This is a genomic window from Pseudomonas sp. JS425 (assembly GCF_018223845.1).
GTDB lineage: Bacteria > Pseudomonadota > Gammaproteobacteria > Pseudomonadales > Pseudomonadaceae > Aquipseudomonas > Aquipseudomonas asiatica.
In genome coordinates this window covers 1,272,540-1,297,847 of sequence record NZ_CP073661.1, presented here as the reverse complement: position 1 = coordinate 1,297,847, position 25,308 = coordinate 1,272,540, and the positions used below count along the sequence as shown (strand labels likewise).

21 protein-coding genes are annotated in these 25,308 nt (G+C 63.9%); 7 read left to right on the top strand and 14 right to left on the bottom strand.

Going from position 1 to position 25,308, the window contains the following annotated elements; all coding sequences use genetic code 11:
* Nucleotides 1-46 precede the first annotated feature (46 nt).
* From KDB76_RS05925 to leuA, 4 genes are all read left to right on the top strand, one after another.
* Nucleotides 47-925: a LysR substrate-binding domain-containing protein gene (locus tag KDB76_RS05925; protein ID WP_013971136.1), complete on the top strand. Its 879-nt coding sequence runs from the start codon at nucleotides 47-49 to the stop codon at nucleotides 923-925.
* Nucleotides 926-1,238: 313 nt separating this feature from the next.
* Complete coding sequence (xseA, locus tag KDB76_RS05920) at nucleotides 1,239-2,618, top strand: exodeoxyribonuclease VII large subunit (RefSeq protein ID WP_024086369.1); 1,380 nt, start codon at nucleotides 1,239-1,241, stop codon at nucleotides 2,616-2,618.
* Between the two features lie 3 nt (nucleotides 2,619-2,621).
* Nucleotides 2,622-3,449: a M23 family metallopeptidase gene (locus tag KDB76_RS05915; protein ID WP_013971134.1), complete on the top strand. Its 828-nt coding sequence runs from the start codon at nucleotides 2,622-2,624 to the stop codon at nucleotides 3,447-3,449.
* A 423-nt stretch (nucleotides 3,450-3,872) separates the two neighbouring features.
* Entirely contained in the window at nucleotides 3,873-5,546 is a 1,674-nt protein-coding gene (leuA, locus tag KDB76_RS05910) for a 2-isopropylmalate synthase (RefSeq protein WP_013971133.1), read from the top strand.
* Between the two features lie 239 nt (nucleotides 5,547-5,785).
* Here the strand turns inward: leuA and KDB76_RS05905 are convergent, their stop codons facing one another.
* From KDB76_RS05905 to zwf, 3 genes are read right to left on the bottom strand one after another with little or no spacing between them, the layout of a single operon-like run.
* Complete coding sequence (locus KDB76_RS05905; RefSeq protein ID WP_015269102.1) at nucleotides 5,786-6,466, bottom strand: bifunctional 4-hydroxy-2-oxoglutarate aldolase/2-dehydro-3-deoxy-phosphogluconate aldolase; 681 nt, start codon at nucleotides 6,464-6,466, stop codon at nucleotides 5,786-5,788.
* Between the two features lie 17 nt (nucleotides 6,467-6,483).
* The gene (gene pgl / locus KDB76_RS05900) at nucleotides 6,484-7,197 is read right to left on the bottom strand and encodes a 6-phosphogluconolactonase (protein ID WP_024086368.1); all 714 of its coding nucleotides are present in this window, start codon (nucleotides 7,195-7,197) and stop codon (nucleotides 6,484-6,486) included.
* Nucleotides 7,184-8,653, bottom strand: coding sequence for a glucose-6-phosphate dehydrogenase (gene zwf / locus KDB76_RS05895; protein ID WP_013971130.1), 1,470 nt, complete (start codon nucleotides 8,651-8,653; stop codon nucleotides 7,184-7,186). Before zwf ends, pgl begins: the two co-directional genes overlap by 14 nt.
* Nucleotides 8,654-8,864: 211 nt before the next feature.
* Between zwf and hexR the strand changes: the two genes are divergently transcribed.
* A complete protein-coding gene (hexR, locus tag KDB76_RS05890; RefSeq protein WP_200873970.1) occupies nucleotides 8,865-9,728 on the top strand; it encodes a DNA-binding transcriptional regulator HexR in 864 nt (287 codons plus the stop codon).
* Here the strand turns inward: hexR and KDB76_RS05885 are convergent.
* The 11 genes from KDB76_RS05885 to edd form a co-directional block, all read right to left on the bottom strand.
* Nucleotides 9,721-10,575 (bottom strand): D-hexose-6-phosphate mutarotase, encoded by an 855-nt coding sequence (locus KDB76_RS05885; RefSeq protein WP_013971129.1) that lies wholly within the window; start codon nucleotides 10,573-10,575, stop codon nucleotides 9,721-9,723. The two genes, hexR and KDB76_RS05885, sit on opposite strands and share 8 nt — an antisense overlap.
* Nucleotides 10,576-10,691: 116 nt before the next feature.
* A complete protein-coding gene (locus KDB76_RS05880) occupies nucleotides 10,692-11,984 on the bottom strand; it encodes a carbohydrate porin (RefSeq protein ID WP_230397116.1) in 1,293 nt (430 codons plus the stop codon).
* 101 nt (nucleotides 11,985-12,085) lie between these two features.
* Entirely contained in the window at nucleotides 12,086-13,240 is a 1,155-nt protein-coding gene (gene ugpC, locus KDB76_RS05875; protein WP_013971127.1) for a sn-glycerol-3-phosphate ABC transporter ATP-binding protein UgpC, read from the bottom strand.
* Between the two features lie 3 nt (nucleotides 13,241-13,243).
* Nucleotides 13,244-14,089 (bottom strand): carbohydrate ABC transporter permease, encoded by an 846-nt coding sequence (locus KDB76_RS05870; RefSeq protein WP_003257967.1) that lies wholly within the window; start codon nucleotides 14,087-14,089, stop codon nucleotides 13,244-13,246.
* On the bottom strand, nucleotides 14,082-14,990 hold the full coding sequence (locus KDB76_RS05865) for a sugar ABC transporter permease (RefSeq protein ID WP_013971125.1): 909 nt from the start codon (nucleotides 14,988-14,990) through the stop codon (nucleotides 14,082-14,084). Before KDB76_RS05865 ends, KDB76_RS05870 begins: the two co-directional genes overlap by 8 nt.
* A gap of 197 nt (nucleotides 14,991-15,187) precedes the next feature.
* Nucleotides 15,188-16,474 (bottom strand): ABC transporter substrate-binding protein, encoded by a 1,287-nt coding sequence (locus KDB76_RS05860; RefSeq protein WP_024086367.1) that lies wholly within the window; start codon nucleotides 16,472-16,474, stop codon nucleotides 15,188-15,190.
* Between the two features lie 104 nt (nucleotides 16,475-16,578).
* Complete coding sequence (locus KDB76_RS05855; protein ID WP_024086366.1) at nucleotides 16,579-17,829, bottom strand: AGE family epimerase/isomerase; 1,251 nt, start codon at nucleotides 17,827-17,829, stop codon at nucleotides 16,579-16,581.
* Nucleotides 17,830-18,069: 240 nt separating this feature from the next.
* A complete protein-coding gene (locus tag KDB76_RS05850) occupies nucleotides 18,070-19,524 on the bottom strand; it encodes an ATP-binding protein (protein ID WP_024086365.1) in 1,455 nt (484 codons plus the stop codon).
* Nucleotides 19,505-20,230, bottom strand: coding sequence for a two-component system response regulator GltR (gene gltR, locus KDB76_RS05845; protein ID WP_003257963.1), 726 nt, complete (start codon nucleotides 20,228-20,230; stop codon nucleotides 19,505-19,507). Before gltR ends, KDB76_RS05850 begins: the two co-directional genes overlap by 20 nt.
* Nucleotides 20,231-20,300: 70 nt before the next feature.
* On the bottom strand, nucleotides 20,301-21,260 hold the full coding sequence (locus KDB76_RS05840) for a glucokinase (RefSeq protein WP_013971121.1): 960 nt from the start codon (nucleotides 21,258-21,260) through the stop codon (nucleotides 20,301-20,303).
* A complete protein-coding gene (gene edd, locus KDB76_RS05835; protein ID WP_013971120.1) occupies nucleotides 21,257-23,083 on the bottom strand; it encodes a phosphogluconate dehydratase in 1,827 nt (608 codons plus the stop codon). Before edd ends, KDB76_RS05840 begins: the two co-directional genes overlap by 4 nt.
* A 265-nt stretch (nucleotides 23,084-23,348) precedes the next feature.
* On the opposite strand from edd, the gene gap reads away from it, so the two are divergent.
* Both gap and KDB76_RS05825 read left to right on the top strand, forming a co-directional pair.
* Nucleotides 23,349-24,350, top strand: coding sequence for a type I glyceraldehyde-3-phosphate dehydrogenase (gene gap, locus KDB76_RS05830; protein ID WP_024086363.1), 1,002 nt, complete (start codon nucleotides 23,349-23,351; stop codon nucleotides 24,348-24,350).
* A 389-nt stretch (nucleotides 24,351-24,739) separates the two neighbouring features.
* Nucleotides 24,740-25,252 carry a sigma-70 family RNA polymerase sigma factor gene (locus tag KDB76_RS05825; RefSeq protein WP_024086362.1) on the top strand — a complete coding sequence of 171 codons (513 nt, stop codon included), beginning with the start codon at nucleotides 24,740-24,742 and terminating at the stop codon, nucleotides 25,250-25,252.
* Nucleotides 25,253-25,308: the final 56 nt, after the last annotated feature.

Here is a 25,308-nt window from a genome sequence, read left to right as displayed (position 1 = left end):
CGACTAATATGCCTTTGTCGCCACACTCATCTCGAAAAGGCATGACATGACGTCGATCCGCCAATTGCGTTACTTCGTGGAAATCGCCGAATGCGGCAGCTTCAGCGCTGCCGCCGAGCGGCTGTACATCGCCCAGTCGGCGCTGAGCCGGCAGATCAAGGAACTGGAGCAGCAACTGGGCACGCCGCTGTTCGAACGCACCGCGCGCCTCCCGCGCCTGACACTGGCTGGCCAGGCCTTTTTGGAACGGGCGCGGCGCTTGCTGGCCGACTTGGCGCAGGCCGAGCGTGTAACCCGCGACATTGGCGAAGGGCTGCAGGGCAGTCTGCGCCTGAACCACTCCAGTACAGTGCCGCTGACCGGCCCGCTGCTGGCTCGCCTGGGCGGTTACTTGCGCGACAACCCAGGTGTTTCGCTGGAAATTGCCCAGCAGTCGTCGGAGGCGCAGTTGGAGGATATCGCTGCCGGGCGGTTGGATATCGGCCTGCTGCGCTTGCCGGTGCTGCGCCAGCATGAAGGGGTGGTGCTGCATGAACTGTTCAGCGAACCCCTGCTACTGGCGGTCGCCGCCGCGCATCCCTTGGCCAGCGCGCCACAGGTGAAACTGGAACAACTGCGGGAAGAGCGCTTCATTTCCATTCCGCACCGGGACCGTGGCGGGCTGAGCTACCTGTCGGCCTCGATGTGCATGGAGGCAGGCTTTTTCCCGCGAGCAGCGCAGGTGCTGTCGCGCAAGACCACCCAGTTGCAGTTGATTCAGGCGGGGTTTGGGGTGGCGTTGTTGCCGGAATGCATGCGAGAGATTGCGCCAGCCTCAGTCAGCTTCGTGGCACTGGAAGGAGGGTGTGAGAGTACTGTGGCGATGGCTTGCAGGCGTGACGCAGGTTCGATGGTGCGCCAGTTCGTGACGGCGATGCAGGCTTGAAAGGCCGGCCCCCATAGAACTGCACTTAACTCATTGAATTAGCAGGGGCCCTGTGGGAGCGGCTTTAGCCGCGAACACCGGCGCAGCCGGTGCCATGCACCGCGTTGGATTCTTCGCGGCTAAAGCCGCTCCCACAGGGTATGCGGACTGCTTGCACTTTCAGTTATCTACGCGACAGCGCAGCCCAAAGGGCTGGGCCGGCTCCCACAGGGACAGCATGAGGCCCAAGCCAGCGCGATACCTATGGGAGCCGGCTTGCCGGCGATAGGGCCGGGACAGACAACCGGGGCCGATGTCCTTTATGATGCCCGCCATGATCAGAGACCCTTTCGAACGACTCGGCCTGGACCGCGAGGTCCTTACCGTCAGCCAACTCAACGGCCGCGCCCGCGTGCTGCTGGAAGACGTGTTCCGCAGCGTGTGGGTGGAAGGCGAGATTTCCAACCTCGCCCGCCCGGCGTCCGGCCACATGTACTTCACCCTCAAGGACAGCGGCGCACAGGTACGCTGCGCGCTGTTCCGGCAGAACGCCACGCGGGTGCGCCAGGCCCTGCGCGACGGTCTGGCGGTGCGGGTACGCGGCAAGGTTTCGCTGTTCGAAGGGCGTGGCGATTACCAGCTGATTCTCGACACCGTCGAGCCGGCCGGTGATGGCGCCTTGCGCCTGGCCTTCGAGGCATTGAAAGAGAAGCTCGGTGCCGAGGGGCTGTTCAGCGCCGAACGCAAGCAGCCGCTGCCGGCCCACCCGCAGCGCATCGGCATCATTACGTCGCCCACCGGCGCAGTGATCCGCGACATCATCAGTGTGTTCGGTCGCCGCGCCCCGCAAGTGGAACTGAACCTGATCCCCACCGCAGTACAGGGCCGCGAAGCCACTGCACAGATCGTGCGCGCGATCCGCCTGGCCGATAGCCTGGGGTTCGATGCGCTGATCCTGGCCCGGGGCGGCGGCTCGCTTGAAGACTTGTGGTGCTTCAACGAAGAAGCCGTGGCGCGGGCCGTGGCCGCCTGTGTCACGCCGATTGTCAGCGCCGTGGGCCATGAGACCGATGTCTCGATCAGCGACTTTGTCGCCGACGTGCGCGCGCCTACACCGTCTGCTGCCGCCGAACTGCTGGCCCCCGACAACAGTGGCCTGCAGCAACGTCTGGATGGCCTGCAACGGCGCCTGCTGCTGCGCATGCAGAACCGCCTGACCCACGACCGCCTGCGCCTGGAGTCGCTGACCCGGCGCCTGCGCCACCCGGGCGAGCGCCTGCGCCAGCAGGCCCAACGCCTGGACGACCTGGACATGCGCTTGCGCCGCGCGTTCATGCTCAACCTCAACCAGCGACACGAGCGCCTGGCACGCCTGGACACCCGCCTCGCCGCGCAGCACCCGGGGCGAACCCTGAAACTGCTGGGCCAACGCCTGGACAGCCTGGCCGAGCGCCTGCCACGGGCCATGCGCGAGGTGCTCAAGGACCGCCGCCAGCGCTTCCAGGCCCAGTTGCAGACGCTGCAGGTGGTCAGCCCGCTGGCCACCCTCGCCCGCGGCTACAGCATCCTGCTGGACGAACAGGGCCAGGCCATCCGCAGCGCCGAACAGACCCGAAATGGCCAGCGCCTGACCGCCCGCCTGAACGAAGGCGAGCTGTTGGTGCGGGTCGAAGACAACCACCTGACCCCGGTCACCCTCTCACTTCTGGACTGACACATGCCCCGCCTGCTCGCGCCCCTGCTTGCCCTTTGCATCCTGCTGCTGGCCGGCGGCGCCCAGGCCAGCTACATCACCCGCACGCTGAACAAGCCGGTACCCGGCGGCGTGGCGGTGGTCGACCTCGGCCCCGCCGCCAGCGCGCCCAGCGCCCGCTTCGACGGCAAACCGGTGCTGGTGGTGAAGGAGCAGGACAACTGGCTGGCCATCGTCGGCATCCCGCTGACCCAGAAGCCCGGCACCGCGACGCTGAGCCAGGGCGGCCGTACCCTGCCCTTCACGGTCGGTAGCAAGAAATACCCCGAGCAGCGCATCACCCTGAAGAACACCCGCCAGGTCAACCCGAACCCGGCCGACCTCAAGCGCATCGATCGTGAGCTGGCCGAGCAGATCAAGGCTTACCGCAGCTTCAGCCCGACCCTGCCCAGCAATCTGATTCTCGACAAGCCGGTCAGTGGCCCGCTGTCGAGCAAGTTCGGCGTGCGCCGTTTCTTCAATGGCGAAGAACGCAACCCGCATGCCGGGCTGGACTTCGCGGTGCCGGCCGGCACGCCAATCAAGACCCCGGCCAATGGCAAGGTGATCCTGGTGGGCGATTACTTTTTCAACGGCCGCACGGTGTTCGTCGACCACGGGCAGGGCTTTATCAGCATGTTCTGCCATATGTCGAAGATCGATGTGCAAGTGGGGCAGCAACTGCGCCGGGGCGAGGTGGTCGGGCGCGTGGGCTCGACCGGGCGGGCTACCGGGCCGCACATGCACTGGAACGTCAGCCTGAACGATGCACGGGTGGATCCGGCGATTTTCATTGGTGCGTTCCAACCCTGAGAGCGGTACTGCCTGTGCCGGCCTCTTCGCGGGTAAACCCGCTCCCACAGGGATGGCGCTGCACCTGTGGGGGCGGGTTCACCCGCGAAAGGGCCAGCACAGTCGACATCAGTTCAACTGTGTTGCGCCATCGAAAAATACTGCGCAACAATCAATAAGCCAGCCTTTCTTTCATGCCATAAAATCTCGCCTTTCAGCTTTTTTTAAGCATTCCTCTCAATTTTTTCTGAACGCTTGCCATCACCCACCCCACTGGTTAGGGTTGAAGGCATGAAAACCTACAGCACCCTCATCCTGCTCCGACAACATCGCAGCCTCTGCCTGGTCAGCGCCCGACTACCAGGCTGAATCGCGTCGCCTCGCCTTTTATCTCGTTATCGCTCGGCAGGCCCGATCTCGGCCGCACACAAAAGGATTGCTTCCATGACCATGCTCAAAGACCCTTCGAAGAAATACCGCGCTTTCCCGACCATCGACCTGCCTGACCGTACCTGGCCGTCGAAGACCATCACCGCCGCGCCAATCTGGTGCAGCTCCGACCTGCGTGATGGCAACCAGTCGCTGATCGAGCCGATGGATTCGGAGAAGAAACTGCGCTTCTGGAAGACCCTGGTGCAGGTTGGCGTGAAGGAAATCGAAGCCTCATTCCCATCCGCCTCGCAGACCGATTTCGACTTCGTGCGCATGCTGATCGAAGACGGCCACATCCCGGACGACACCACCATCCAGGTGCTCACCCAGGCCCGTGAAGACCTCATCGCCCGTACCTTCGAATCGCTGCGCGGGGCGAAGAAGGCCATCGTCCACCTGTACAACGCCACCAGCCCGTCGTTCCGCCGTATTGTCTTCAATCAGGACAAGCAAGGCGTGAAGGACATCGCGGTGAACGCGGCCAAGCTGTTCGTCAAGTACGCCGCCCAGCAGCCGGAAACCCAGTGGACCTTCCAGTACTCGCCGGAAACCTTCAGCGCCACCGAGATGGAGTTCGCCAAGGAAGTCTGCGACGCGGTCATCGAGGTGTGGAACCCGACCCCCGAGCACAAGATCATCCTCAACCTGCCGGCCACCGTGGAAGTGTCCACCCCGAACATCTACGCCGACCAGATCGAGTGGTTCTGCCGTAATGTCAGCCGTCGCGACAGCGTGATCATCAGCCTGCACTGCCACAACGACCGTGGCACCGGCATTGCCGCCACCGAGCTGGGCCTGATGGCCGGCGCCGATCGTGCCGAAGGCTGCCTGTTCGGCAACGGCGAGCGTACCGGTAACGTCGACCTGGTGACCCTGGCGCTGAACCTCTACACCCAGGGCATCGACCCACTGCTGGACTTCTCCGACATCGACGGCGTGCGCAAGGTGGTCGAAGAGTGCAACCAGCTGCCGGTGCACCCACGCCACCCGTACGTGGGCGACCTGGTCCACACCGCGTTCTCCGGCTCGCACCAGGACGCCATCCGCAAGGGCTTCGCCAAGCAGCAGGAAGGCGAACTGTGGGAAGTACCTTACTTGCCGATCGACCCGGCCGACATCGGTCGCAGCTACGAGGCGGTAATCCGCGTCAACAGCCAGTCGGGCAAAGGCGGCATCACCTACCTGCTCGAGCAGGAATACGGCATCAGCCTGCCGCGCCGCATGCAGATCGAATTCAGCCAGGTAGTACAGGGCGAAACCGACCGCCTGGGCCTGGAAATGACCGCCCAGCAGATCTACAGCCTGCTGCACAAGGAATACCTGCAGGCCAACTCCCCGTATGCGCTGGTCAGCCACCGTCTGCAGGAAGAGAACGGCCACAGCGCCGTGGAAGTGGAAGTCGCTGGTGAAGGCGAAACCACCCTGCACTGGCGCGGCAAGGGCAACGGTGCACTGGAAGCACTGGTGGCCGGCCTGCCGATTGCCGTGGAGATCATGGACTACAACGAGCATGCCATTGGCGCCGGCACCAATGCCAAGGCCGCGGCCTATATCGAACTGCGCGTGGCCGGTGGCCGCCCGGTGCATGGTGTGGGTATCGATGAAAACATCACCACGGCCAGCTTCAAGGCATTGTTCAGCGCGCTGAATCGCTCGCTGAGCCAGCAGGAAGCCAAGGCGGCCTGAGCCGTACCGCAATGAATGAGAAAGCCCGCATCGTTTGATGCGGGCTTTTTTGTTGGCCTGTGCCGGCCTCTTCGCGGGTGAACCCGCTCCTACAGGGATCGCGCTGCACTTAGCATCTGTACAGTACCTGAGGGAGCGGGTTCACCCGCGAAAGGGCCGGTACAGGCGCTGCAAGATCTCCAGGCAAAAAAAAGGGGCGCCGACCAAGCGCCCCACAAGCCGTAAAGCACACAACAAATTCAGTTGGCGTCCAGCAGCGCCATCGCTTCCGCACTGCACGCTTCGATCCGCGCCCAGTCGCCGTTCTTGATCCAGCTGCTGTCGAGCATCCAGGTACCACCCACGCACATCACATTGGGCAACGCCATGTAGTTGCGCACGTTGGCCGGGTTCACCCCGCCCGTAGGGCAGAAACGAATATCGCCGAACGGGCCGCCAAAGGCCTTGATCGCCGCTACCCCGCCGCTGATCTCCGCCGGGAACAGCTTGAAGCGGCGGTAGCCCAGGGCGTAGCCCATCATGATTTCGGACGGCGTGCTGATGCCTGGCAGCAGCGGGATCTCGCTGTCCACACCAGCTTCGAGAATGTCTTGGGTAATGCCTGGCGTAACGACGAATTGCGCACCCGCAGCTTCAACCGCGGCGAACATGCCACGATCGAGCACGGTGCCGGCACCGACACAAAGCTCCGGGCGCTGCTCGCGCAACACCTGGATGGCCTTCAGGCCATATTGCGAGCGCAAGGTCACTTCCAGGGTACGGATACCGCCGGCGGCCAGGGCGTCAGCCAGCGGCAGGATGTCTTCCTCACGGGCGATGGTGATCACCGGCAGGATGCGCGCCTCTTTGCAAATGGCGTCGATCCGTGCGGCTTTGTCGGCCATCGAGAGCTTGGGCTGTGGGCGTTCGAGGGTGGTCATGACTGTGGATCCTTGGCTCATGGGCACCAGTAGATGTCCAGGGGGGCGTGAAGAAAAGCGCGTATCGGCATTTCGGAAAGGTCGGTGCCAGCCAGCGCGGCGCGCAGGGTAGCGAGTTTGCCCTGCCCTTGTAGGGACAGCGCGGTAAAGGCGGAACTGGCCAGCAGCGAGCGGGTCATCGAAAGGCGCTGGCGCGGTACGCTCGGTGCCAGCAAAGGCAGGCAGCGGCGTGGGTTGGCCAGGTCGAGGCCTGCTTCCAGGTTGGGACTGGCGGGGAACAGCGAAGCTGTATGGCCATCATCCCCCATGCCCAGCACCAGTACGTCAATTGGCGGCAGCTCGGCCAAGGCCTGATCGGCCTTGCCTGCAGCGGCATCAAGGTTCTCCGCCTGCTGGTAAAGACCAACGAAGCGGGCCTTGGCCGCCGCGCCCTTGAACAGGTGGCGCGCCAGCAGGCCGGCATTGCTGTCGGCATGCTCCACCGGCACCCAGCGCTCATCGGCCAGGCTGACGGTGACCTTGGCCCAGTCGAGGTTTTCGCTGGCCAGCTTCTCGAGAAACGGTACCGGGCTACGGCCGCCGGATAGCACCACGCAGGCCTGGCCCTTGGCGGCAATGGCTGCGCGCAGGCGCTCGGCCACGTCATGGGCCTGGGCTGCGGCCAGAGCCTTGGCATCCGCCAGCTCATGTACCGTCACAGTCGCTGGCAGTTTCAGTTCAGATATCCCCATACCACGCCCTCCCATCGCGTGTGATCAGTGCAATCGAGCTCATCGGCCCCCAGGAGCCTGCGGCGTACGGCTTGGGCGCATCGCCTGCGTTACGCCAGCCAGCAATCAGCTGGTCGCACCACTTCCAGGCATACTCGATTTCATCCTTGCGCACGAACAGGTTCTGGTTACCGCGCATCACTTCGAGCAACAGCCGCTCGTAGGCATCCGGGATCCTTGCACTGCGCCAGGTATCGGAGAAATTCAGCTGCAACGGGCCGCTGCGCAGTTGCATGCCTTTATCCAGGCCCTGCTCCTTGGTCATAACCCGTAAAGAAATGCCTTCGTCCGGTTGCAGGCGGATGATCAGCTTGTTACCGATTTGCAAACGCTGTTCCGGAGCGAAGATGTAGTGAGGCGTTTCCTTGAAGTGGATGACGATCTGCGACAGTTTCTGCGGCATGCGCTTGCCGGTACGCAGGTAGAACGGCACCCCCGACCAGCGCCAGTTGCGGATGTCGGCACGCAGTGCGACGAAGGTTTCGGTGTCGCTCTGGGCGTTGGCGTTGTCTTCTTCCAGGTAACCGGGCACAGGTTTGCCATCGCTGTAGCCGGCGATGTACTGGCCGCGCACCACACGGGTGCTCAGCCCTTCGCCGGTGATCGGTGCCAGGGCCTTGAGTACCTTGACCTTCTCGTCACGGATGGCGTCGGCCGACAGTTCGCTGGGCGGGTCCATGGCGATCAGGCACAGCAGCTGCAGCAGGTGGTTCTGGATCATGTCGCGCAGCTGGCCGGCCTTGTCGAAGTAGCCCCAGCGGCCTTCGATACCGACCTTCTCGGCGACGGTGATCTCCACATGGGAGATGGAATTCTGGTTCCACTGGGTTTCGAACAGGCTGTTGGCGAAACGCAGGGCGATCAGGTTCTGCACTGTTTCCTTGCCCAGGTAGTGGTCGATGCGGTAGACCCGGCTCTCTGGGAAGAACCGAGCCACAGCATCATTGACCCGGCGCGACGACTCCAGGTCGTGGCCAATGGGCTTCTCCAGCACCACTCGGGTGCGTGCGGCCAGCCCGGCCTTGTCGAGGTTTTCGCAGATGGCCCCGTACACCGCCGCAGCGGTGGCGAAGTAGGCAATCAGCGGCAGCTCGTCCGGCAACTGCTCGGCCAGGGCCTGATAGCCCTCGGGCTGGAGGAAATCCAGGTGCTGGTAGCTCAGCCTGGCGAGGAAACGGCCCAGTGCGGCGGGCTCGATATCGGCCTCGGGCACATGCCGGCGCAGGTGCGCCTCGATGCTGTCCAGGTGACCCTGCGCGCTACCGGCCTCGCGGGCCAACGCCAGCAGGCGGGTTTCCGGGTGCAGCAGGTTGGCCCGGTCGAGCTGATAGAGGGCAGGAAACAGCTTGCGCAATGCCAGGTCGCCTAAGGCGCCAAACAGGGCAAAGGTGCAAGGTTCGACACTGATCGCAGCCATGATGTTGGTTCTTTCCTAAAGTTGGTCTAGGAATACCGCTTTCACATACGGTTTTCAAGGGATAATGTAGTAAAAACCACAACATTACACACAAGTGTTACAGACAAGTGGTACGTCAACCGCGCCGACAGTACGATAGACGACCGTGCAAAAAGCCTGCTGCTCCAACAGCCGGCTGTCTTCCCGACCCAAGGACACACCCATGGACCGCGTGCGAAACCTCCTGGAACAGATCCAGGGCCGCCTCGACGAGCTGAACAAGGCCGAACGCAAAGTCGCCGAAGTCATCCTGCTCAATCCGCAACAAGCCACCCGTTTCAGCATCGCTGCGCTGGCCCAGGCGGCCAAGGTCAGCGAACCGACCGTCAACCGCTTCTGCCGCTCATTCGGCGTCAGCGGCTACCCCGAGCTCAAGCTGCAGCTAGCGCAGAGCCTGGCCAGCGGCGCCGCCTACGTCAGCCGCGCGGTGGAGGCTGACGATGACCCGGCAGCCTACACCCAGAAGATCTTCGCCAGTGCCATCGCCTCGCTCGACAGCGCCTGCCAGCAGCTCGACCCGCAACAGGTCAGCCGTGCCGTGGACATGATGATCCAGGCCCGGCAGATCCACTTCTTCGGCCTGGGCGCCTCGGCCCCGGTGGCGCTGGACGCCCAGCACAAGTTCTTCCGCTTCAACCTGGCAGTATCGGCCCACGCCGACGTGCTGATGCAGCGCATGCTGGCCTCGGTGGCGCACACCGGCGACCTGTTCGTGATCATCTCCTACACCGGGCGCACCCGCGAACTGGTCGAAATGGCCCGCCTGGCCCGGGAAAACGGCGCCTCGGTACTGGGCCTGACCGCTGCCGGTTCGCCACTGGCCAATGCCTGCAGCCTGAGCCTGCACATTCCGCTGCCGGAAGACACCGACATCTACATGCCGATGACCTCGCGGATCATCCAGCTGACCGTGCTCGATGTGCTGGCCACCGGCATGACCCTGCGTCGCGGCGTGGACTTCCAGCCTCACCTGCGCAAGATCAAGGAAAGCCTCAACGCCAGCCGCTACCCGATCGAGGACGACGAGCTCAACTGAGCCGGTGTGCCTGCAGGCGCAGGTGTGCACGCTGCCCCGGCGCCAGGCTCAGGCCCTCGCCACTGCCGCTGGCGGCCTCGACACAGACGAAGCGCTGGCATTCACGCCCGGTCACGCCCATCAGCGGGCGGTTGCCCGGGTGCCACACCACCGTGTCGTCGCTGTCACCGGTATCGATGCACAGCTCGCGCTGCCAGGCCGGGTCCTGCAATTGCACCCGCGGCGTGCCGGGGTAGACCTTCTGGCAACCGCCCTTGAGCTTCAGCGCGCCATCTTCACGGCAGGCCTGGCGGTTCAGACGGTCGTAGCCTTCGATATCCTCCAGCCCGGACAGCGCTATCTCGGACACGTCACTGATGCGCCAGTAGGCCAGCAGGGCATGGCTCAGCTGACAGGGTTCGCTGTCCTGGTGCTCGGTGCTCAGGCTCAGCTCCATGCGGCTACCCAACCGGGCATGAAGGTCGACCTGCCAGTCGCACAGGTCCAGCCGCCATTTCAGGGTTACGCCCTCCTCGTCCTCACGGCTGTCCACCAGCTTCCAGTCGAGCAGGCGCGCCCAGCCATGGGCGGGCCACAAGTCCTCGCTGGGGTGGCGGCCATACCATGGCCAGCACACCGGCACGCCACCGCGGATCGCCCCCACCTGCGGCCACTGCTCGGCGCACCACAGCCAGGGCCGTTCACCCGCTGGTTGAAAATGCAGCAGTTGCGCACCCTGGCGGCTGAACACCGCCTGACAACGGGGATGGTCGATGATCAGCACATCGCGCTGCTGGTAACGCTCCCACTCGAATGTCGGCCGGGGCCGCTGCGAGGTGAAGAAGCGATGGAGCGGATGTTCGGGCATGGTTCAGAGCTCTTGTTGTTTGAGATAGCGCTGTCTCGGCCTATCCCCGACAACCACTGAAGACCAGTGGTTGCCGGGTACCGAAGTGGATTGGCGTAAATTTACAACAATTGCTCTCAGAATGACGACTGAATCTTCAACCCTGCGACCAGCGCGTTGTCCACCTCATCCACGCCGCCGGGGCTCTTGATGTACTGCAGGTTGGGCCGCACGGTCAGCCAGTTGGTGACGTGGAAGCCGTAGTAGAGCTCGGCGTTGTACTCGGTACGCTGCAGCGGCACGAAGCCTGGGTTGTCGTAATCGCTGATGCCGCTCTGGGCGTTGAGCAGTTCGGCGCGTTTCTTCACATCGTCATTCACATGAATGCGCGCCACGCCGAAGCCGATATCGTCCTTGGGCCGGGCGTCGAATGCGCCTTTGTAGACCAAGCCCAGTTGCTGATAGTTGTCGACGACGTTGGTGGCCTTGTCGTGCACGGTGAAGTTGGCGAACAGGCTCAGGCCACGGTTTACATCGCCGCCATGGGCAGTGACCTGCTGCTGTGCCACCACCCACCAGCCATGCTTGCTGGAGTGCGACTTGAAGGCCTCGCCCGTCAGCGCCTGCGGGTTGCCGTTGACGTCATCGAACACATCGTCGGCCTTGGCCGTGCTGTAGTAATAACCCAGGCGGTACTCGCCCGGCAGGCCATTGACCTTGGGTGACCACACCGCTTCCACCGGCAGGATCGCGCCTTTGGTGCCGCTGCCACTGAGCTTGAAGCCGTTGCCGGTCTCCAGGTTGGAAGGGTTCTGCTCGAAGGCACCGACCTGAACGAAGAATTCCGGAGTGATGTTGTATTTCACCCGCAGCGCCCACTGGCTGACCGGCCAGTTGTACCAGATGCCGCCAACCCAGTTGCCCACCTGCGAGCCGCAGAAGGCCAGGTTCTGGAAGTCGCAGGGGAAACTGTTGAAGTCCTCGCCCTCGCCGAAGCGGCCGAATTTCACGTCCAGCGCACCGTCGAAGTACTTCTGCTTGACCCACATCTGGGTCAGGCGCCAGGTCTGGCCGCGGCCCCACACCTCCTGCACCGAGCTGAACTGCCCGGCGCGCGGGTCGCTGATGCGGTCGTTGGACAGGTTGCGGCCGCTGCGCTCGGTGATCGCCAGCTTGAACTCGGCGTCGTGCCAGCCAAAGATTTTCTGCAGGTCCAGGTGCGCGCCGAGGGCGAACTGGTCGCTGTAGCGCGCAGTCTTGTCGTCGTTGTATCCACCGTGCAGGTTACCGGCAACCTCGCCGACGTAATCGAGGGTGAAGTCATAGCCCTTTTCCAGCAACTCGGTGCGGGTGCCGCCCCAGTCGCCGGTCATCCACTTCGATTCGCTGGAGAAAGCTTCGGCAGCCTGAACGCTGCTGCCAACAGCCATCGCCAGTGGCGCGAGCAAGGCCAGCGAGCCCAATGTCCTGATGCGTTTGCGCTGTTCCATCCCTTTGCGTCCTCTTTTTCTTATTTGATGGTGTAGACGAGTTATCGGCCCTTGAAGTGCGCCACGTTGTCTTTCATGGTTGCAGCAGTGGTGGCCAGGTGCAGGCGCTCGCCGCTGGCGGCGTCGAACAGCAGCACCCGGGCTGGGTCGAATTGCAGGTTCAGGTTATCGCCGACCCGGCACGCCACATCCGGCGCCAGGCGGCAGCAGACCTTGGTCTGGTTGAGGGTGACGAATACCAGCAGGTCTGGCCCGGTGGGCTCGGTCACCTGCACCTCGGCGCGAATGCCGGGCAGGCCATTGCCCTCGGCTGCGCCCAGGGCAATCTGCTCGGGGCGGATGCCGAGGATCACCTCGCGGCCATCCATCTCGTCCGCGGCCATTCCCAAGGGCAGCTCGCAACGCGCCTGGCCGCTGTCGAGCACGGCCAGCAGGCGCCCGTCCTGTTGCGTGAGGCGCACCGGGATGAAATTCATCGGCGGCGAGCCGATGAAGCTGGCGACGAACTGGTTGGCCGGATCGTTGTAGATTTGCTGCGGGGTGCCGAACTGCTGGATGATGCCGTCCTTCATCACCGCCACCTTGTCGCCCAGGGTCATGGCCTCGATCTGGTCATGGGTGACGTACACGGTGGTGGTCTTCAGGCGCTGGTGCATCAGCTTCATTTCGGTGCGCATCTCGACGCGCAACTTGGCATCGAGGTTGGACAGCGGTTCATCGAACAGGTAGATCTTCGGCCGCCGTGCCAGCGCCCGGCCCATGGCCACGCGCTGTTGCTGGCCACCGGACAGCTGCGCCGGCTTGCGTGCCAGCAAGTGCTCGATCTGCAACAGCTTGGCCACCCTCGCCACTTCCTCGTCGATTGCAGCTTGCGGCAGCTTGCGGATCTTCAGGCCGAACTCGATGTTCTCGCGCACGCTCATGGTCGGGTACAGCGCGTAGGACTGAAACACCATGGCGATGTCGCGGTCCTTGGGGCTCATGCCGCTGACGTCCTGCTGGTCGATGAGTATCGCGCCGCCGGTGATCTGCTCCAGCCCGGCGATGCAGTTCATCAAGGTCGACTTGCCGCAGCCCGAGGGGCCGACCAGGATCAGGAACTCGCCATCCTTGATCGACAGCTGGATGTCCTTGAGGGTGTCCGGCAAACCGCTGCCGTAGGTCTTGTTCACATTGCGAAGTTCGAGCGTTGCCATGACTTACCCCTTTACCGCGCCAGCAGTCAGCCCGCGGACGAAATATTTGCCTGCCACCACGTAGACCAGCAGGGTTGGCAGGCCGGCGATCATCGCCGCCGCCATGTCGACGTTGTATTCCTTGGCCCCGGTGCTGGTATTGACCAGGTTGTTCAGGGCCACGGTAATCGGTTGCGAATCGCCGCTGGAGAACACCACGCCGAACAGGAAGTCGTTCCAGATCTGGGTGAACTGCCAGATCAGGCAGACCATGATGATCGGCGTGGACATCGGCAGGATGATGCGGCGGAAGATGGTGAAGAACCCGGCACCGTCCAGACGCGCGGCCTTGACCAGCGCATCGGGGATGCTTACGTAGAAGTTGCGGAAGAACAGCGTGGTGAAGGCCAGGCCGTAGACCACGTGTACCAGCACCAGGCCGGTCGTGGTGCTGGCCAGGCCGAGCTTGCCGAGGGTGAACGAGGCCGGCAGCAGTACAGTCTGGAACGGCAGGAAGCAGCCGAACAGCAGCAGGCCGAAGAACAGCTGCGAACCGCGGAAGCGCCACATCGACAGCACATAGCCGTTCAGCGCGCCGATGGCAGTGGAGATCAGCACCGCTGGCACGGTGATCATGATCGAATTCCAGAAGTAACCGCTGACCGTGCTCCAGGCCTTGACCCAACCGATGCCGGTAAATACTGCCGGCCAGCTCAGCAGGTTGCCGGTGCTGATGTCTTCCGGGGTCTTGAAGCTGGTCAGCAGCATCACCACCAGCGGTACCAGGTACAGCAGCACCGCCAGCAACAGCACGGCGTGGATGGCGATGCGGCTCGGGCTCAGCACCGCTTTGTCGAGAGGGCTATGCATGGCGTTTGCTCCGCAGCTCCGAGTACAGGTAAGGCACGAGGATCGCCAGGATCGCCCCGAGCATCAGGATGGCGCTGGCCGAGCCCATGCCCATCTGGCCGCGACTGAAGGTGAACGAATACATGAACATCGCCGGCAGGTCGGACGAGTAGCCTGGGCCGCCGGCAGTCATGGCCGCCACCAGGTCGAAGCTCTTGATGGCAATGTGCGCGAGGATCATCAGCGAGCTGAAGAACACCGGGCGCAGACTGGGCAGTACCACGCGCCAGTAGATGCGCGGCAGGCTGGCGCCGTCGATCTGCGCGGCACGGATGATCGACGGGTCGACGCCACGCAGGCCGGCAAGGAACATTGCCATGATGAAACCCGAGGCCTGCCACACGGCGGCGATCACCAGGCAGTACACCACCCGGTCGGGATCGATCAGCCAGTCCAGGCGAAAGCCCTCCCAGCCCCAGTCACGCAGCAGCTTGTCCAGGCCCATGCCGGGGTTGAGCAGCCACTTCCAGGCGGTACCGGTGACGATCATCGACAGCGCCATGGGGTACAGGTAGATGGTGCGGATGAAACCTTCGCGACGGATGCGCTGGTCCAGCAAGACCGCCAGCACTACGCCGATGACCAGGCTGATGGCGATGAACAGGCCGCCGAACAGCAGCAGGTTCTTGCTTGCCACCCACCAGCGGTCGTTGTCGAACAGCCGGGCGTATTGCGCCAGGCCGGCCCATTTGTAGGTCGGCAGGAAGGTCGAGGTGGTGAAGGACAGAACGAAGGTCCAGAGGATGTAGCCGTAGAAGCCCACCAGGATGATGAACATACTAGGCGCCAGCACCAGCTTGGGCAGCCAGCGCTGTAGCGCGTCCAGGGGTGAGGCCCGCAGTTGGGCGGTTGCTGTGGTCATGGTTCACCTCAAAGGCACAACGGCCCGCTTTTGTGGGAGCGGCCTTGTGTCGCGAAAGGGCTGCGAAGCAGCCCCGGGGGCCTGATGAACGAAACTGTTCTGGAAGGACTGCGCTGCCTGGTTCTGGGACCGCTTTGCGGTCCTTTTCGCGACGCAAGGCCGCTCCCACAGTCAGGCTGCGTTAGCCTCCGAGCTGCTTACTGGGCAGCCTTGATCGCCGCCGCCAGCTTCTTCGCCGCATCGGCCGGTTCGGCCTTGGGGTCGTTGATGTAGTTGGTCACCACATCGAAGAACGCGCCCTGCACGGCCAGCGTGGTGGCCATGTTGTGCGCCATGCTCGGCTGCAGGCCGCCATTTTTGGCATCGGCCAGGAAGTCCTTGGCAGAGGTCTGCGCGCAGGCGTCGAAACCATACTTGCCCATGTCGGCCAGCATGTCGTTGCGCACCGGGATCGAGCCTTTGTTGCTGCTGAAGACCTTCTGGAAGTCCTCACCCAGCACCTTGCGGGCAATGTCCTGCTGGCCGGCAGACGTGCCGGCGTCGTTCTGCTTGAATACCACCAGCGAGTCGATGTTGTACAGGAAGGCCTTTTCGGTGCCGGGGAACGGCACACACTGGTAGTCCTTGCCGGCGGTCTTCTTCGCCAGGGTCCATTCGCTCTTGGCCCAGTCGCCCATGATCTGCATGCCGGCCTTGCCGTTGATGACCTTGGCCGCTTCCAGGTTCCAGTCCTGGCCTTTGCCATCCGGGTCCATGTAGGTGGCGACCTTTTTCAGTTCGGTCAGCGCCTTGACCATCTGCGGGCCGGTCAGGGCCGTGCTGTCGAGGTCGACCAGGGCCTTCTTGTAGCCATCGGCCCCCATCACCGCCAGCACCACGCTTTCGAACACGGTGCTGTCCTGCCACGGCTGGCCGCCATGGGCGAGCGGGATGAAGCCGGCGGCCCTGAGCTTGTCGGCGGCGGCGTAGAATTCGTCGAGGGTGGCTGGCGCCTTGTCGATCCCGGCCTTCTTGAAGACCTCGGGATTGATCCACAGCCAGTTGATGCGGTGGATGTTCACCGGCACGGCGACATAGTCACCGTCGTACTTGACGGTATCCGCGACCTTCTTGTCGAGCAGTGAGTCCCACTTTTCTTCCTTGGCCACATCCTTGAGCACATCGGCGTCGAGCAGGCCGGTGGCAGCCCAGTCCTGGATGTCCGGGCCCTTGATCTGCGCGACACCCGGCGGGTTGCCGGCCACGGCGCGGCTCTTGAGCACGGTCATGGCGGTGGCACCACCACCACCGGCGACGGCGCCGTCCTTCCAGGTGAAGCCATCTTTTTCGACCTGGGCCTTGAGCACATCGACCGCCGCTTTTTCACCACCGGAGGTCCACCAGTGCACGACCTCGACACTGCCTTTGGCATCGGCAGCCAAGGCACTCAGCGGGAACAAGGAGGCCAGTGAGATTGCGGCAGCGAGACGGAGCGTGGAATTCATCGAAGCACCTTTCTTGTTGTTATGCCGTGCAAGTCGATCGCTTGCGTTGCATGAAGTCTAAACAGCGTGCTCGCCTCGCCAGGTAACGAAGCGATGCGTGAATGTCATCGTTTGGTTACATTGCCGGCAAAGCTGCAGGCCAGGCTGGGTGCCAGTGGCAAGCCCGGCAGCAGCAGCGCCTGATAGGCATGGTAGAGGTCGGGTTTGCCTGGCCAGATGGTCGCGGCCGGCTGGTTGTGCGCATCGAGTTCGTGGTGCCAGCTGCCAGCGCCATGGTCGATGAAATGGTTGGCGATGAAGTCCCAGCAACGGCGGTACCACTGTTCGTAGTGCCTGTCGCCCGTGCGCTGCAACAGTGCTGCTGCGGCGGCGCAGGCTTCGGCATGTACCCAATGCAGGCGTGCGCGCACCACCGGGCGATCGTCCCAGTCCAGGGTGTAGACGAAACCGGGCGCGCCATCGACGTTCCAGGCCTGCTGGCAGGCTGTGTCGAATAATGCGCGGGCGCAGTCTGGCAGCCACCGCGGGGCTTGCAGGCCGGACCGTTCCAGGCTGGCCTCCAGGTGAAGCAGCAAGCGCGCCCACTCCAGGGCATGCCCGGGCGTGGAGCCATAAGGCCGAAAGTGGTCTGCCGGGTGCGCCTGGTTGTAGTGCGGCAGCGGCTGCCAGAGGGCGTCGAAATGCTCGATGACCCGGTAGCCGTTGGCGGCGGCATGGGTATGGATGATGCGTTCGGCGATGCGCAAGGCACGTTGCAGCCACAGGTTGTCGCCAGTTACGTCTGCCAGGGCCAGGAAGGCCTCGACCGCATGCATGTTGCTGTTGGCACCACGGTACTGCTCGGGCAGCTGCCAGGCGCGGGAGAAGGCTTCCCGCAGGGCACCCTCCTCTTCGCTCCAGAAATGCGCTTCGAGCACCTGCACCGCGTCTGCCAGCAGGGCTGGTGCACCACCAGCACCTGCCATTACCGCCGAGCTGGCGGCCAGGGCGACAAAGGCATGCAGGTAAGCCGCCTTGCCGCTGTCGTCATGGCCACCGGGGTGGGCGAACCAGCCGCCGTAGGTGGCATCCTGCAGCGCGCCACGCAGTGCGGCCACGCCGTGTTCGGCATAGGCCAGGTAGCCGGGCACCCCTTGCAGGTGGGCCAGGGCAAAACAGTGGGTCATGCGGGTGGTGATGAGGGTTTCGGCGCGGGCACCGGGGGCAAGCAGGCCTGCGGCGTCGAGGCTACCGAAGCCACCGGGCAGTTTCGAAGCCGTGGCGAAGGCCAGCAGGCGTTGCCCTTCTGCCATGCGCCAGGCGTTGTGGGCCGGGGCGTCGAGCCAGCGGGTGGAAGCCAGGTTGGAGGTGCTCATGGGCCAGCTTGATCCTTGCCAGTCGTCTGCGAATTCTAGTGAGCGGGCCTGGATGGGAATGTCACCAAGGAGGGTGGCTTTGTCACCAGCCAGTGACATTTGTGTTGCCTGTGCCGGCCTCTTCGCGGGTAAACCCGCTCCTACAAGTTTTTGCGTTAGCCTCGGAGTCTGTATGGACCTGTGAGGTCTTTGTGGGAGCGGGTTTACCCGCGAAGGGGCCGGTAGAGGCAATACAACCCTTCAGTCCATGCCCCGCGGCAGATACAAGGTCACCCGCAACCCGCCCTCACGCAGGTTCAGCAAGCTCACCTCCCCGCCATGGCTATGGGCAATGTTGCGCGCAATCCCCAACCCCAGCCCGTACCCCTGCTGCTGCCCGGCCAGACGGAAGTGCGGCTCGAACACCTGCTCCAGCTGCTGCTGCGGCACCCCCGGCCCCTGGTCATCCACCTGCAGGACAAACCCCTCGGCATTGTCGATGATGCGCAACCGTGCCCGCTCGCCGTACTTGATGGCATTGTCGATCAGGTTGCCGATGCAGCGCCGCAACGCCAGCGGCTTGCCCGGGTACGGCGCCAGCGCCCGGCCTTCGAGCGTTATGCGGCCATCGCCGAGGTAAGGCTCGGCCAGGATTTCCAGCACCTGGTTGAGGTCGACCGGCTCGATGTTCTCGTGGATGTCGGTGTCCTTCACGCACTGCAACGCGCCTTTGACCAGCAGTTCCAGCTCGTCCAGATCCTGGCTGAACTTGGCCTGCAGGCGCTCGTCCTCCAGCAGCTCGACGCGCAGGCGCAAGCGGGTGATCGGTGTGCGCAGGTCGTGGGAAATGGCGCTGAACAGCTGGCTGCGCTCGGTCAGGTAGCGGCTGATGCGCTCGCGCATGCTGTTGAACGCACGCCCCACCTCGACCACCTCGCTGCCACCGCCTTCGGCCACCGGCGCTACATCGGCGCCCAGCGACATCTCCCGCGCAGCCCGCGCCAGGCGCTTGAGCGGCCAGCTTTGCCAGTGCACCAGCAAGCCGATGAACAACAGCAGCAAGGCCGTGGTCAGCACGATGAAGCCGATCTGTTGACGCGGCAGGCGCTCGGCCTCCAGGCTGGTGTAGGGTTCGGGCAGCAGCGAGGCGATGTACAGCCACTCACCCTCGCCCAGGCGGATCTGGGTTACCAGCACCGGCGGGTTGAGTGGCTCCAGGGTCAGCGAGTAATGCGCCCAGGACCGTGGCAGTTCGTCGAGCTTCAGCCCGCTGTTGAAGATACGCAGGTCGTCCGGCCCCACGAACTCCACGGAAATTTCCATCTGCGAACCCAGGCGCTCATGCAGCACTTGCTGGAACACATCGATCACCGCCTGCTTGCGCGGGGTAACGGGCAGTAGCGGCATGTCCAGCGGTTTGGCGTTGAGGGACACGAAAAAGCGCGTGCCGCCCATGCTGCGCAGCTGGTCGAGGACCATCGGCCGGTAGGCCACCGGCAACGAGCGGAAGTAGCTGACACTGGCACTCATCGAATGAGCCAGGCTGCTGGCGCTGGCACGCAGGCCCTGCAACTGGCTGGCGCGCAATTGGGCAACCCAGATGACGCTCGACAACCCCTGGGCCAGCAGCACTACCAGCAGAGTCAGCAGCAGCATGCGCCCCAGTAGCGAACGCGGCAGCAGACGCCAGCGCCGCTCAGGGCGCATTGCAGACATGGGCAGCCAACAGGTAACCGCTGCCGCGTACGGTGCGGATCAGCCGGGGTGGTTTGTCGGTATCGCGCAGGCGCTGGCGCAGGCGGCTGACCGCCATGTCGACGATGCGGTCCAGCGGCATCGGCTCGCGACCACGGGTGGCGTTGCCGATGGTGTCGCGGTCGAGGATCTGCTGTGGGTGGTCGAGGAACAGCTTGAGCAGGGCGAAGTCGGCGCCGGAGAGAATCACTTCCTCACCATCGCGATGGAACAGGCGGTGGCTGACCGTGTCCAGGCGCCAGTCGTCGAAGGCCAGCACCGCACTGCCCGGCGCCGCCTGGCCGAACTCGGCGCGGCGCAGCAGGGCCTTGATCCGCGCTTGCAGTTCGCGGGGGCTGAATGGCTTGCCCAGGTAGTCGTCGGCGCCCAGCTCCAGGCCGATGACCCGGTCGGTTTCGTCGGAGCTGGCGGTGAGCATGATGATCGGTACCCGTGCCTGTCGCGGGTGCTGGCGTACCCAGCGGCACAAGCTGAAGCCGTCTTCGTCGGGCAGCATGACATCGAGGATGACCAGGTCGCAGGGGGTGGTTTCCAGCGCGCGGCGAAAGCCCTTTCCGTCGGCTTCGGCATGCACCTGGAAGCCGGAGCGGCTCAGGTAGGTTTGCAGCAGTTCGCGGATTTCCTGGTCGTCGTCGACCATCAGGATTGATTTGCCGGCAGTGCTCAAGGTGGTCCGTCCTTTTGTTAGTTACAGGTCTTTGTTGCCTGTTTTTATTGGGGCCGCTTTGCGGCCCCAGTCAGTGAACCTGCGCCTGTTGCAAAGCCACCCCGGCCCCCAGCAACCCGGAAAACTCCGCCGTCACCAGCCAAACCGGCACGCCAGCGAAATAGCCACTCATGCAGCCCTTGTCGGAAAAACTCGCGGCAAACCCGCTGCGCAGGAACAGCTCGGCAAAGCGCGGGATCACGCCGCCGACAATATAGACCCCACCCCGTGCGCCCAGCGTCAGAACATTGTTACCAGCGACTCGGCCGAGGAACCGGCAGAACTGCTCGATCACCGCCAGCGCCCGCGGCTCGCCGCCGAGCGCGGCATCGGTGATCTGTGCCGGGGTCTTGTGTCGGGGTGTGTCGCCGTCCAGCGCGCAAATTGCCTGGTACAGGCGCAGCAGGCCACCGCCACTGAGCACGGTCTCGGCGCTGACATGGCCGATCTGCCCGTGAATCTGTTGGTGAATCGCCGCTTCGCGGGCATTGCCCACCGGCAGGTCGACGTGCCCGCCCTCTCCCGGCAAGGCATGCCAGTGCTGTTCGCCCAGGCGCAATAACGCGCCAACGCCCAGCCCGGTACCCGGGCCAATGACCAATGCCGGCCGAGACAGGTCCGCCTGGCCTGGGCATACTTCGCGGAATTCGCCGGGGCGCAGGCGGGTCATGCCCAGCGCCATAGCGGTAAAATCGTTGATCAGCAGCAGCCGCTCGACCTGCAATGTCTGGCAGAAGGCCACGCGGCTGAGGCGCCAGTGGTTGTTGGTGAAGCGGAACTCATCGCCATCGACCGGCCCGGCCACCGCCAGGCAGGCAGCAGTCACGCCGCCGCGGGGAATGCCCAAGCCTTCGAGGTAAGCCTCGATGGCCTGTTCCGGGCTGGTATAGTCCTCGGTGGCAAATACCTTCACTTCATGCAGCTGGTTGTCACGCCACAACGCAAAACGGGCATTGGTGCCGCCGATGTCGCCAACCAGCAGGTCCTTCATTTGAGGTTCTCCAGGGCCGAGGTGAACGCACTGGCGCCCTGCTCTGCCGGGCTGAACGCCATGCGCATGAAGCCGAACAGCTCGCGCCCGCAGCCCAGGTCGTTGCCCTGTGGCGCTGGCGGCAGGTCGCGGCTGGCCAATTCTTCAGCCGACACCATTACCCGCAGCGTGCCTTCGACACCATCGACCCGCACAATATCACCATCGCGCACCCGTGCCAGCGGGCCGCCGTCATAAGCCTCGGGGCAAACGTGAATGGCCGCCGGGATCTTGCCCGAGGCACCGGACATGCGACCGTCGGTGACCAGCGCCACCTTGAAGCCACGGTCCTGCAGCACGCCGAGGAATGGTGTGAGCTTGTGCAGCTCCGGCATGCCGTTGCAGCGCGGGCCCTGGAAGCGCACCACGGCGACGAAGTCACGCTCCAGCTCGCCGGCCTTGAACGCATCGGCCAGCGACTGCTGGTCGTGGAACACCCGCGCCGGGGCCTCGACCACCTGGTGCTCGGGGGCAACAGCGGACACCTTCATCACGCCGCGGCCGAGGTTGCCCTCCATCACCCGCAGGCCGCCTTCGGCCGAGAACGGCCGCGCCACCGGGCGCAGGATGCTTTCGTCCAGGCTGTGCTGCGGCCCTTCGCGCCACACCAGCTTGCCGTTGTCGAGGAACGGCTCCTGGGTGTAGCGGCGCAGGCCATGGCCGGCCACGGTGTTGACATCTTCGTGCAGCAGCCCGGCATCGAGCAGCTCGCGGATCAGGAAGGCCATGCCGCCAGCGGCCTGGAAGTGGTTGATGTCGGCCTTGCCGTTGGGGTAGACGTGGGACAGGGTCGGCACCACCTCGGACAGGTCGGCCATGTCCTGCCAGGTCAGCTGGATACCCGCAGCCTGGGCAATCGCCGGGATGTGCAGGGTATGGTTGGTCGAGCCGCCGGTGGCATGCAGGGCGACGATGGAGTTGACCAACGCCTTCTCGTCGACGATTTCACCCAGCGGCATGAAGCTGCCGCTGGCCTTGGTCATGCGCGTGACCTGCTGCGCGGCCTCGGCGGTGAGCGCGTCGCGCAGCGGTGTGTACGGGTTGACGAACGAGGCGCCCGGCAGGTGCAGGCCCATCACCTCCATCACCAACTGGTTGGTATTGGCAGTGCCGTAGAAGGTGCAGGTGCCAGGACTGTGGTAGGACTTCATCTCCGACTCCAGCAGCTCTTCGCGGCTGGCCTTGCCTTCGGCGTAGCGCTGGCGCACATCGGCCTTCTGCTTGTTGGAAATGCCGGAGACCATCGGCCCGCCCGGAACGAAGATGGTCGGCAGGTGGCCGAAGCGCAGCGCCCCCATCATCAGGCCGGGAACGATCTTGTCGCAGATGCCCAGCATCAGCGCGGCGTCGAACATGTTGTGCGACAGGGCCACGGCAGTGGACATGGCGATCACTTCGCGGCTGGCGATGGCCAGCTCCATGCCCGGCTCGCCCTGAGTCACGCCATCGCACATGGCTGGCACGCCACCGGCGAACTGGCCGACCGAGCCGACCTCACGCAAGGCCTGCTTGATCTGCTCGGGGAAGTGCTGATACGGCTGGTGCGCCGAAAGCATGTCGTTGTAGGCCGAGACGATGGCCACGTTGGCCGCGTTCATCAGGCGCAGGGTCTGCTTGTCGTCGCTGCCGCAACCGGCCACGCCATGGGCGAAGTTGGCGCACTGCAGGCTGGCACGCATGGGGCCGTCACTGGCCGCGCCGCGAATCAGTTGCAGGTAGCGTTCGCGGGTGGCACGGCTACGTTCGACCAGCCGCTGGGTAACCTCAAGGATGCGCGGATGCATGTACTGGACTCCAGGCTAATTGTAAGGGCGGTTTGCCGGGCATTTCCCCTCCAAACGATTGCGGCCTAGGCTCAAGGTAGAGGAGCCCGCTGCATCGGTGGAGGCACGTCGCCCAACCACTCGTTGTATATTTAAACAAAATACTGCCACTAAAAAGGCTTGTTTTCTATCGGCAGGTGAATAATCTTGTAATTCCAACAACAAAACCGTTTCAGTGAAGCTCCTTTGTGCCACAGCTTTCACTCGGACTGCCAGAGGTACTGCCATGACCCTACGCATCGCCATCAATGGATTCGGCCGCATCGGGCGCAACGTCCTGCGCGCACTGTATACCCAAGGCTACCGCCAGGACCTGCAGGTCGTCGCCATCAACGACCTGGGCGACAGCGCCATGAATGCCCACCTGCTCAAGTACGACAGCGTGCACGGTACTTTCGACGCCAGCGTCGAGGCCGACCACGAAAGCCTCACGGTCAATGGTGACCGTATCGCGGTCAGTGCCATCCGCAACCCGGCCGAACTGCCCTGGAAGGCCGAGGCGATCGACGTGGTGTTCGAATGCACCGGGCTGTTCACCGAGCGTGCCAAGGCCGCCGCCCACCTGGCTGCGGGGGCTGGCAAGGTGATTGTCTCGGCACCGGCCAAAGGCGCCGATGCCACCGTGGTGTACGGGGTCAACCATGACATCCTGCGGGCCTCGCACCAGATCATCTCCAATGCCTCCTGCACTACCAACTGCCTGGCACCGATTGCCCAGGTGCTGCACCGCGAGTTCGGCATCGAACAGGGCCTGATGACCACCATCCATGCCTATACCAACGATCAGGTGCTGACCGATGTGTACCACGGCGACCCGTATCGTGCGCGTTCGGCAACCCAGTCGATGATCCCGAGCAAGACCGGCGCTGCCGAGGCCGTGGGCCTGGTATTACCGGAGCTGGCCGGCAAGCTGACCGGCATGGCGGTACGGGTGCCGGTGATCAACGTGTCGCTGGTGGACCTCACGGTAAATCTCAAGCGCGAGGCCACGGCCGAACAGGTCAACCAGCTGTTCCTCGAGGCCAGCAAGCATTCCAGGGTATTTGGCTACAACGCCTTGCCGCTGGTTTCCTGCGATTTCAACCACAACCCGCTGTCGTCGATCTTCGATGCCAACCATACCCGGGCCAACGGGCGCATGCTCAAGGTGCTGGCCTGGTATGACAACGAGTGGGGGTTCTCCAACCGCATGCTGGATAACTGCCTGGCGTTGTGCCGCGCCGGCTGAGCATGACATGGCATTTTTACCGCCTGTGAGATCGAGCGCCGCCCGCGCGGCGCTTCGCAGCACAAGGCTGCTCCTACATCTGTTTCGGGCCAATTATTCCTGAGGCCAAGGCGCGCGGCCCCTTGGCTTTCACCTCGATATCGTGACGGACAAACAAGGCGGTCGCGTGCGTTGGCACAGGCGTGACTGGCCTGAAACAGATGTAGGAGCAGCCTTGTGCTGCGAAGCGCCGCGCGGGCGGCGCTCGATCTCACAGGCGCTGATAATGCCGCGGCGAGCGCCTCTGCGCCCAATACTCACAATCTTTACCTTTTCCTAACATTTCCAGGCTTGACCTCTCAGGCGGATGATAAGCATTATCATTAACCTTTCGTCGGCCAGGTCCCCCTGTGAGTCAGTCCCGGTTCAACTCTGTCTTCCTCGTCCAGCGTCTTACCCTGCTGCGCACCCTGCAACGCATGGTGGGCAACCCCAACACTGCCGAAGACCTGTTGCAGGAAACCTACCTGCGGGTTTCCCGCGCGCTCGGTGAGCGGCCCATAGGACACATCGAGCCGTTCGTCTTCCAGACCGCGCGCAACCTGGCCCTCGACCATCTGCGCGCGCGCCGGGTGCAATCGCGCATGCTGGTCGACGACGTGCCCGACGAGGTCCTGCACAGCGTGGCCGCGCCGGCCACCAGCAGCGAGGATGCGGCCCATGCCGAGCAGTTGCTCAAGCACCTGAGTATCAGCCTCAAACAGCTGAGCGAACGTCAGCAGCGCATCTTCATACTAAGCCGGCTGCATGGCGCCACCTACCTGGAAATCGCCAGACAACTGAATGTTTCGCCCAGCACGGTACAGAAGGAACTGAAACTGATCATGGCGATCTGCATGGGTGTCGCCGACCGCCTCAAGTGAGGCAACCCAAAGCCCTTGCCACACCCCGCCTCAGCCTTGATCATTCGAAAAAAACC

Excerpts from the sequence above, each read along its gene's own strand:
- gap (WP_024086363.1), top strand. The coding sequence starts at position 23,349 with ATGACCCTACGCATCGCCATCAATGGATTCGGCCGCATCGGGCGCAAC.
- leuA (WP_013971133.1), top strand. The coding sequence starts at position 3,873 with ATGACCATGCTCAAAGACCCTTCGAAGAAATACCGCGCTTTCCCGACC.
- ugpC (WP_013971127.1), bottom strand. The coding sequence starts at position 13,240 with ATGGCAACGCTCGAACTTCGCAATGTGAACAAGACCTACGGCAGCGGT.
- zwf (WP_013971130.1), bottom strand. The coding sequence starts at position 8,653 with ATGGCTGCGATCAGTGTCGAACCTTGCACCTTTGCCCTGTTTGGCGCC.
- KDB76_RS05915 (WP_013971134.1), top strand. The coding sequence starts at position 2,622 with ATGCCCCGCCTGCTCGCGCCCCTGCTTGCCCTTTGCATCCTGCTGCTG.
- KDB76_RS05925 (WP_013971136.1), top strand. The coding sequence starts at position 47 with ATGACGTCGATCCGCCAATTGCGTTACTTCGTGGAAATCGCCGAATGC.
- KDB76_RS05865 (WP_013971125.1), bottom strand. The coding sequence starts at position 14,990 with ATGACCACAGCAACCGCCCAACTGCGGGCCTCACCCCTGGACGCGCTA.
- pgl (WP_024086368.1), bottom strand. The coding sequence starts at position 7,197 with ATGGGGATATCTGAACTGAAACTGCCAGCGACTGTGACGGTACATGAG.
- KDB76_RS05905 (WP_015269102.1), bottom strand. The coding sequence starts at position 6,466 with ATGACCACCCTCGAACGCCCACAGCCCAAGCTCTCGATGGCCGACAAA.
- KDB76_RS05840 (WP_013971121.1), bottom strand. The coding sequence starts at position 21,260 with ATGAAGGACCTGCTGGTTGGCGACATCGGCGGCACCAATGCCCGTTTT.
- KDB76_RS05850 (WP_024086365.1), bottom strand. The coding sequence starts at position 19,524 with ATGTCTGCAATGCGCCCTGAGCGGCGCTGGCGTCTGCTGCCGCGTTCG.
- KDB76_RS05885 (WP_013971129.1), bottom strand. The coding sequence starts at position 10,575 with ATGCCCGAACATCCGCTCCATCGCTTCTTCACCTCGCAGCGGCCCCGG.
- KDB76_RS05870 (WP_003257967.1), bottom strand. The coding sequence starts at position 14,089 with ATGCATAGCCCTCTCGACAAAGCGGTGCTGAGCCCGAGCCGCATCGCC.
- xseA (WP_024086369.1), top strand. The coding sequence starts at position 1,239 with ATGATCAGAGACCCTTTCGAACGACTCGGCCTGGACCGCGAGGTCCTT.
- KDB76_RS05880 (WP_230397116.1), bottom strand. The coding sequence starts at position 11,984 with ATGGCTGTTGGCAGCAGCGTTCAGGCTGCCGAAGCTTTCTCCAGCGAA.
- KDB76_RS05855 (WP_024086366.1), bottom strand. The coding sequence starts at position 17,829 with ATGAGCACCTCCAACCTGGCTTCCACCCGCTGGCTCGACGCCCCGGCC.
- KDB76_RS05860 (WP_024086367.1), bottom strand. The coding sequence starts at position 16,474 with ATGAATTCCACGCTCCGTCTCGCTGCCGCAATCTCACTGGCCTCCTTG.
- edd (WP_013971120.1), bottom strand. The coding sequence starts at position 23,083 with ATGCATCCGCGCATCCTTGAGGTTACCCAGCGGCTGGTCGAACGTAGC.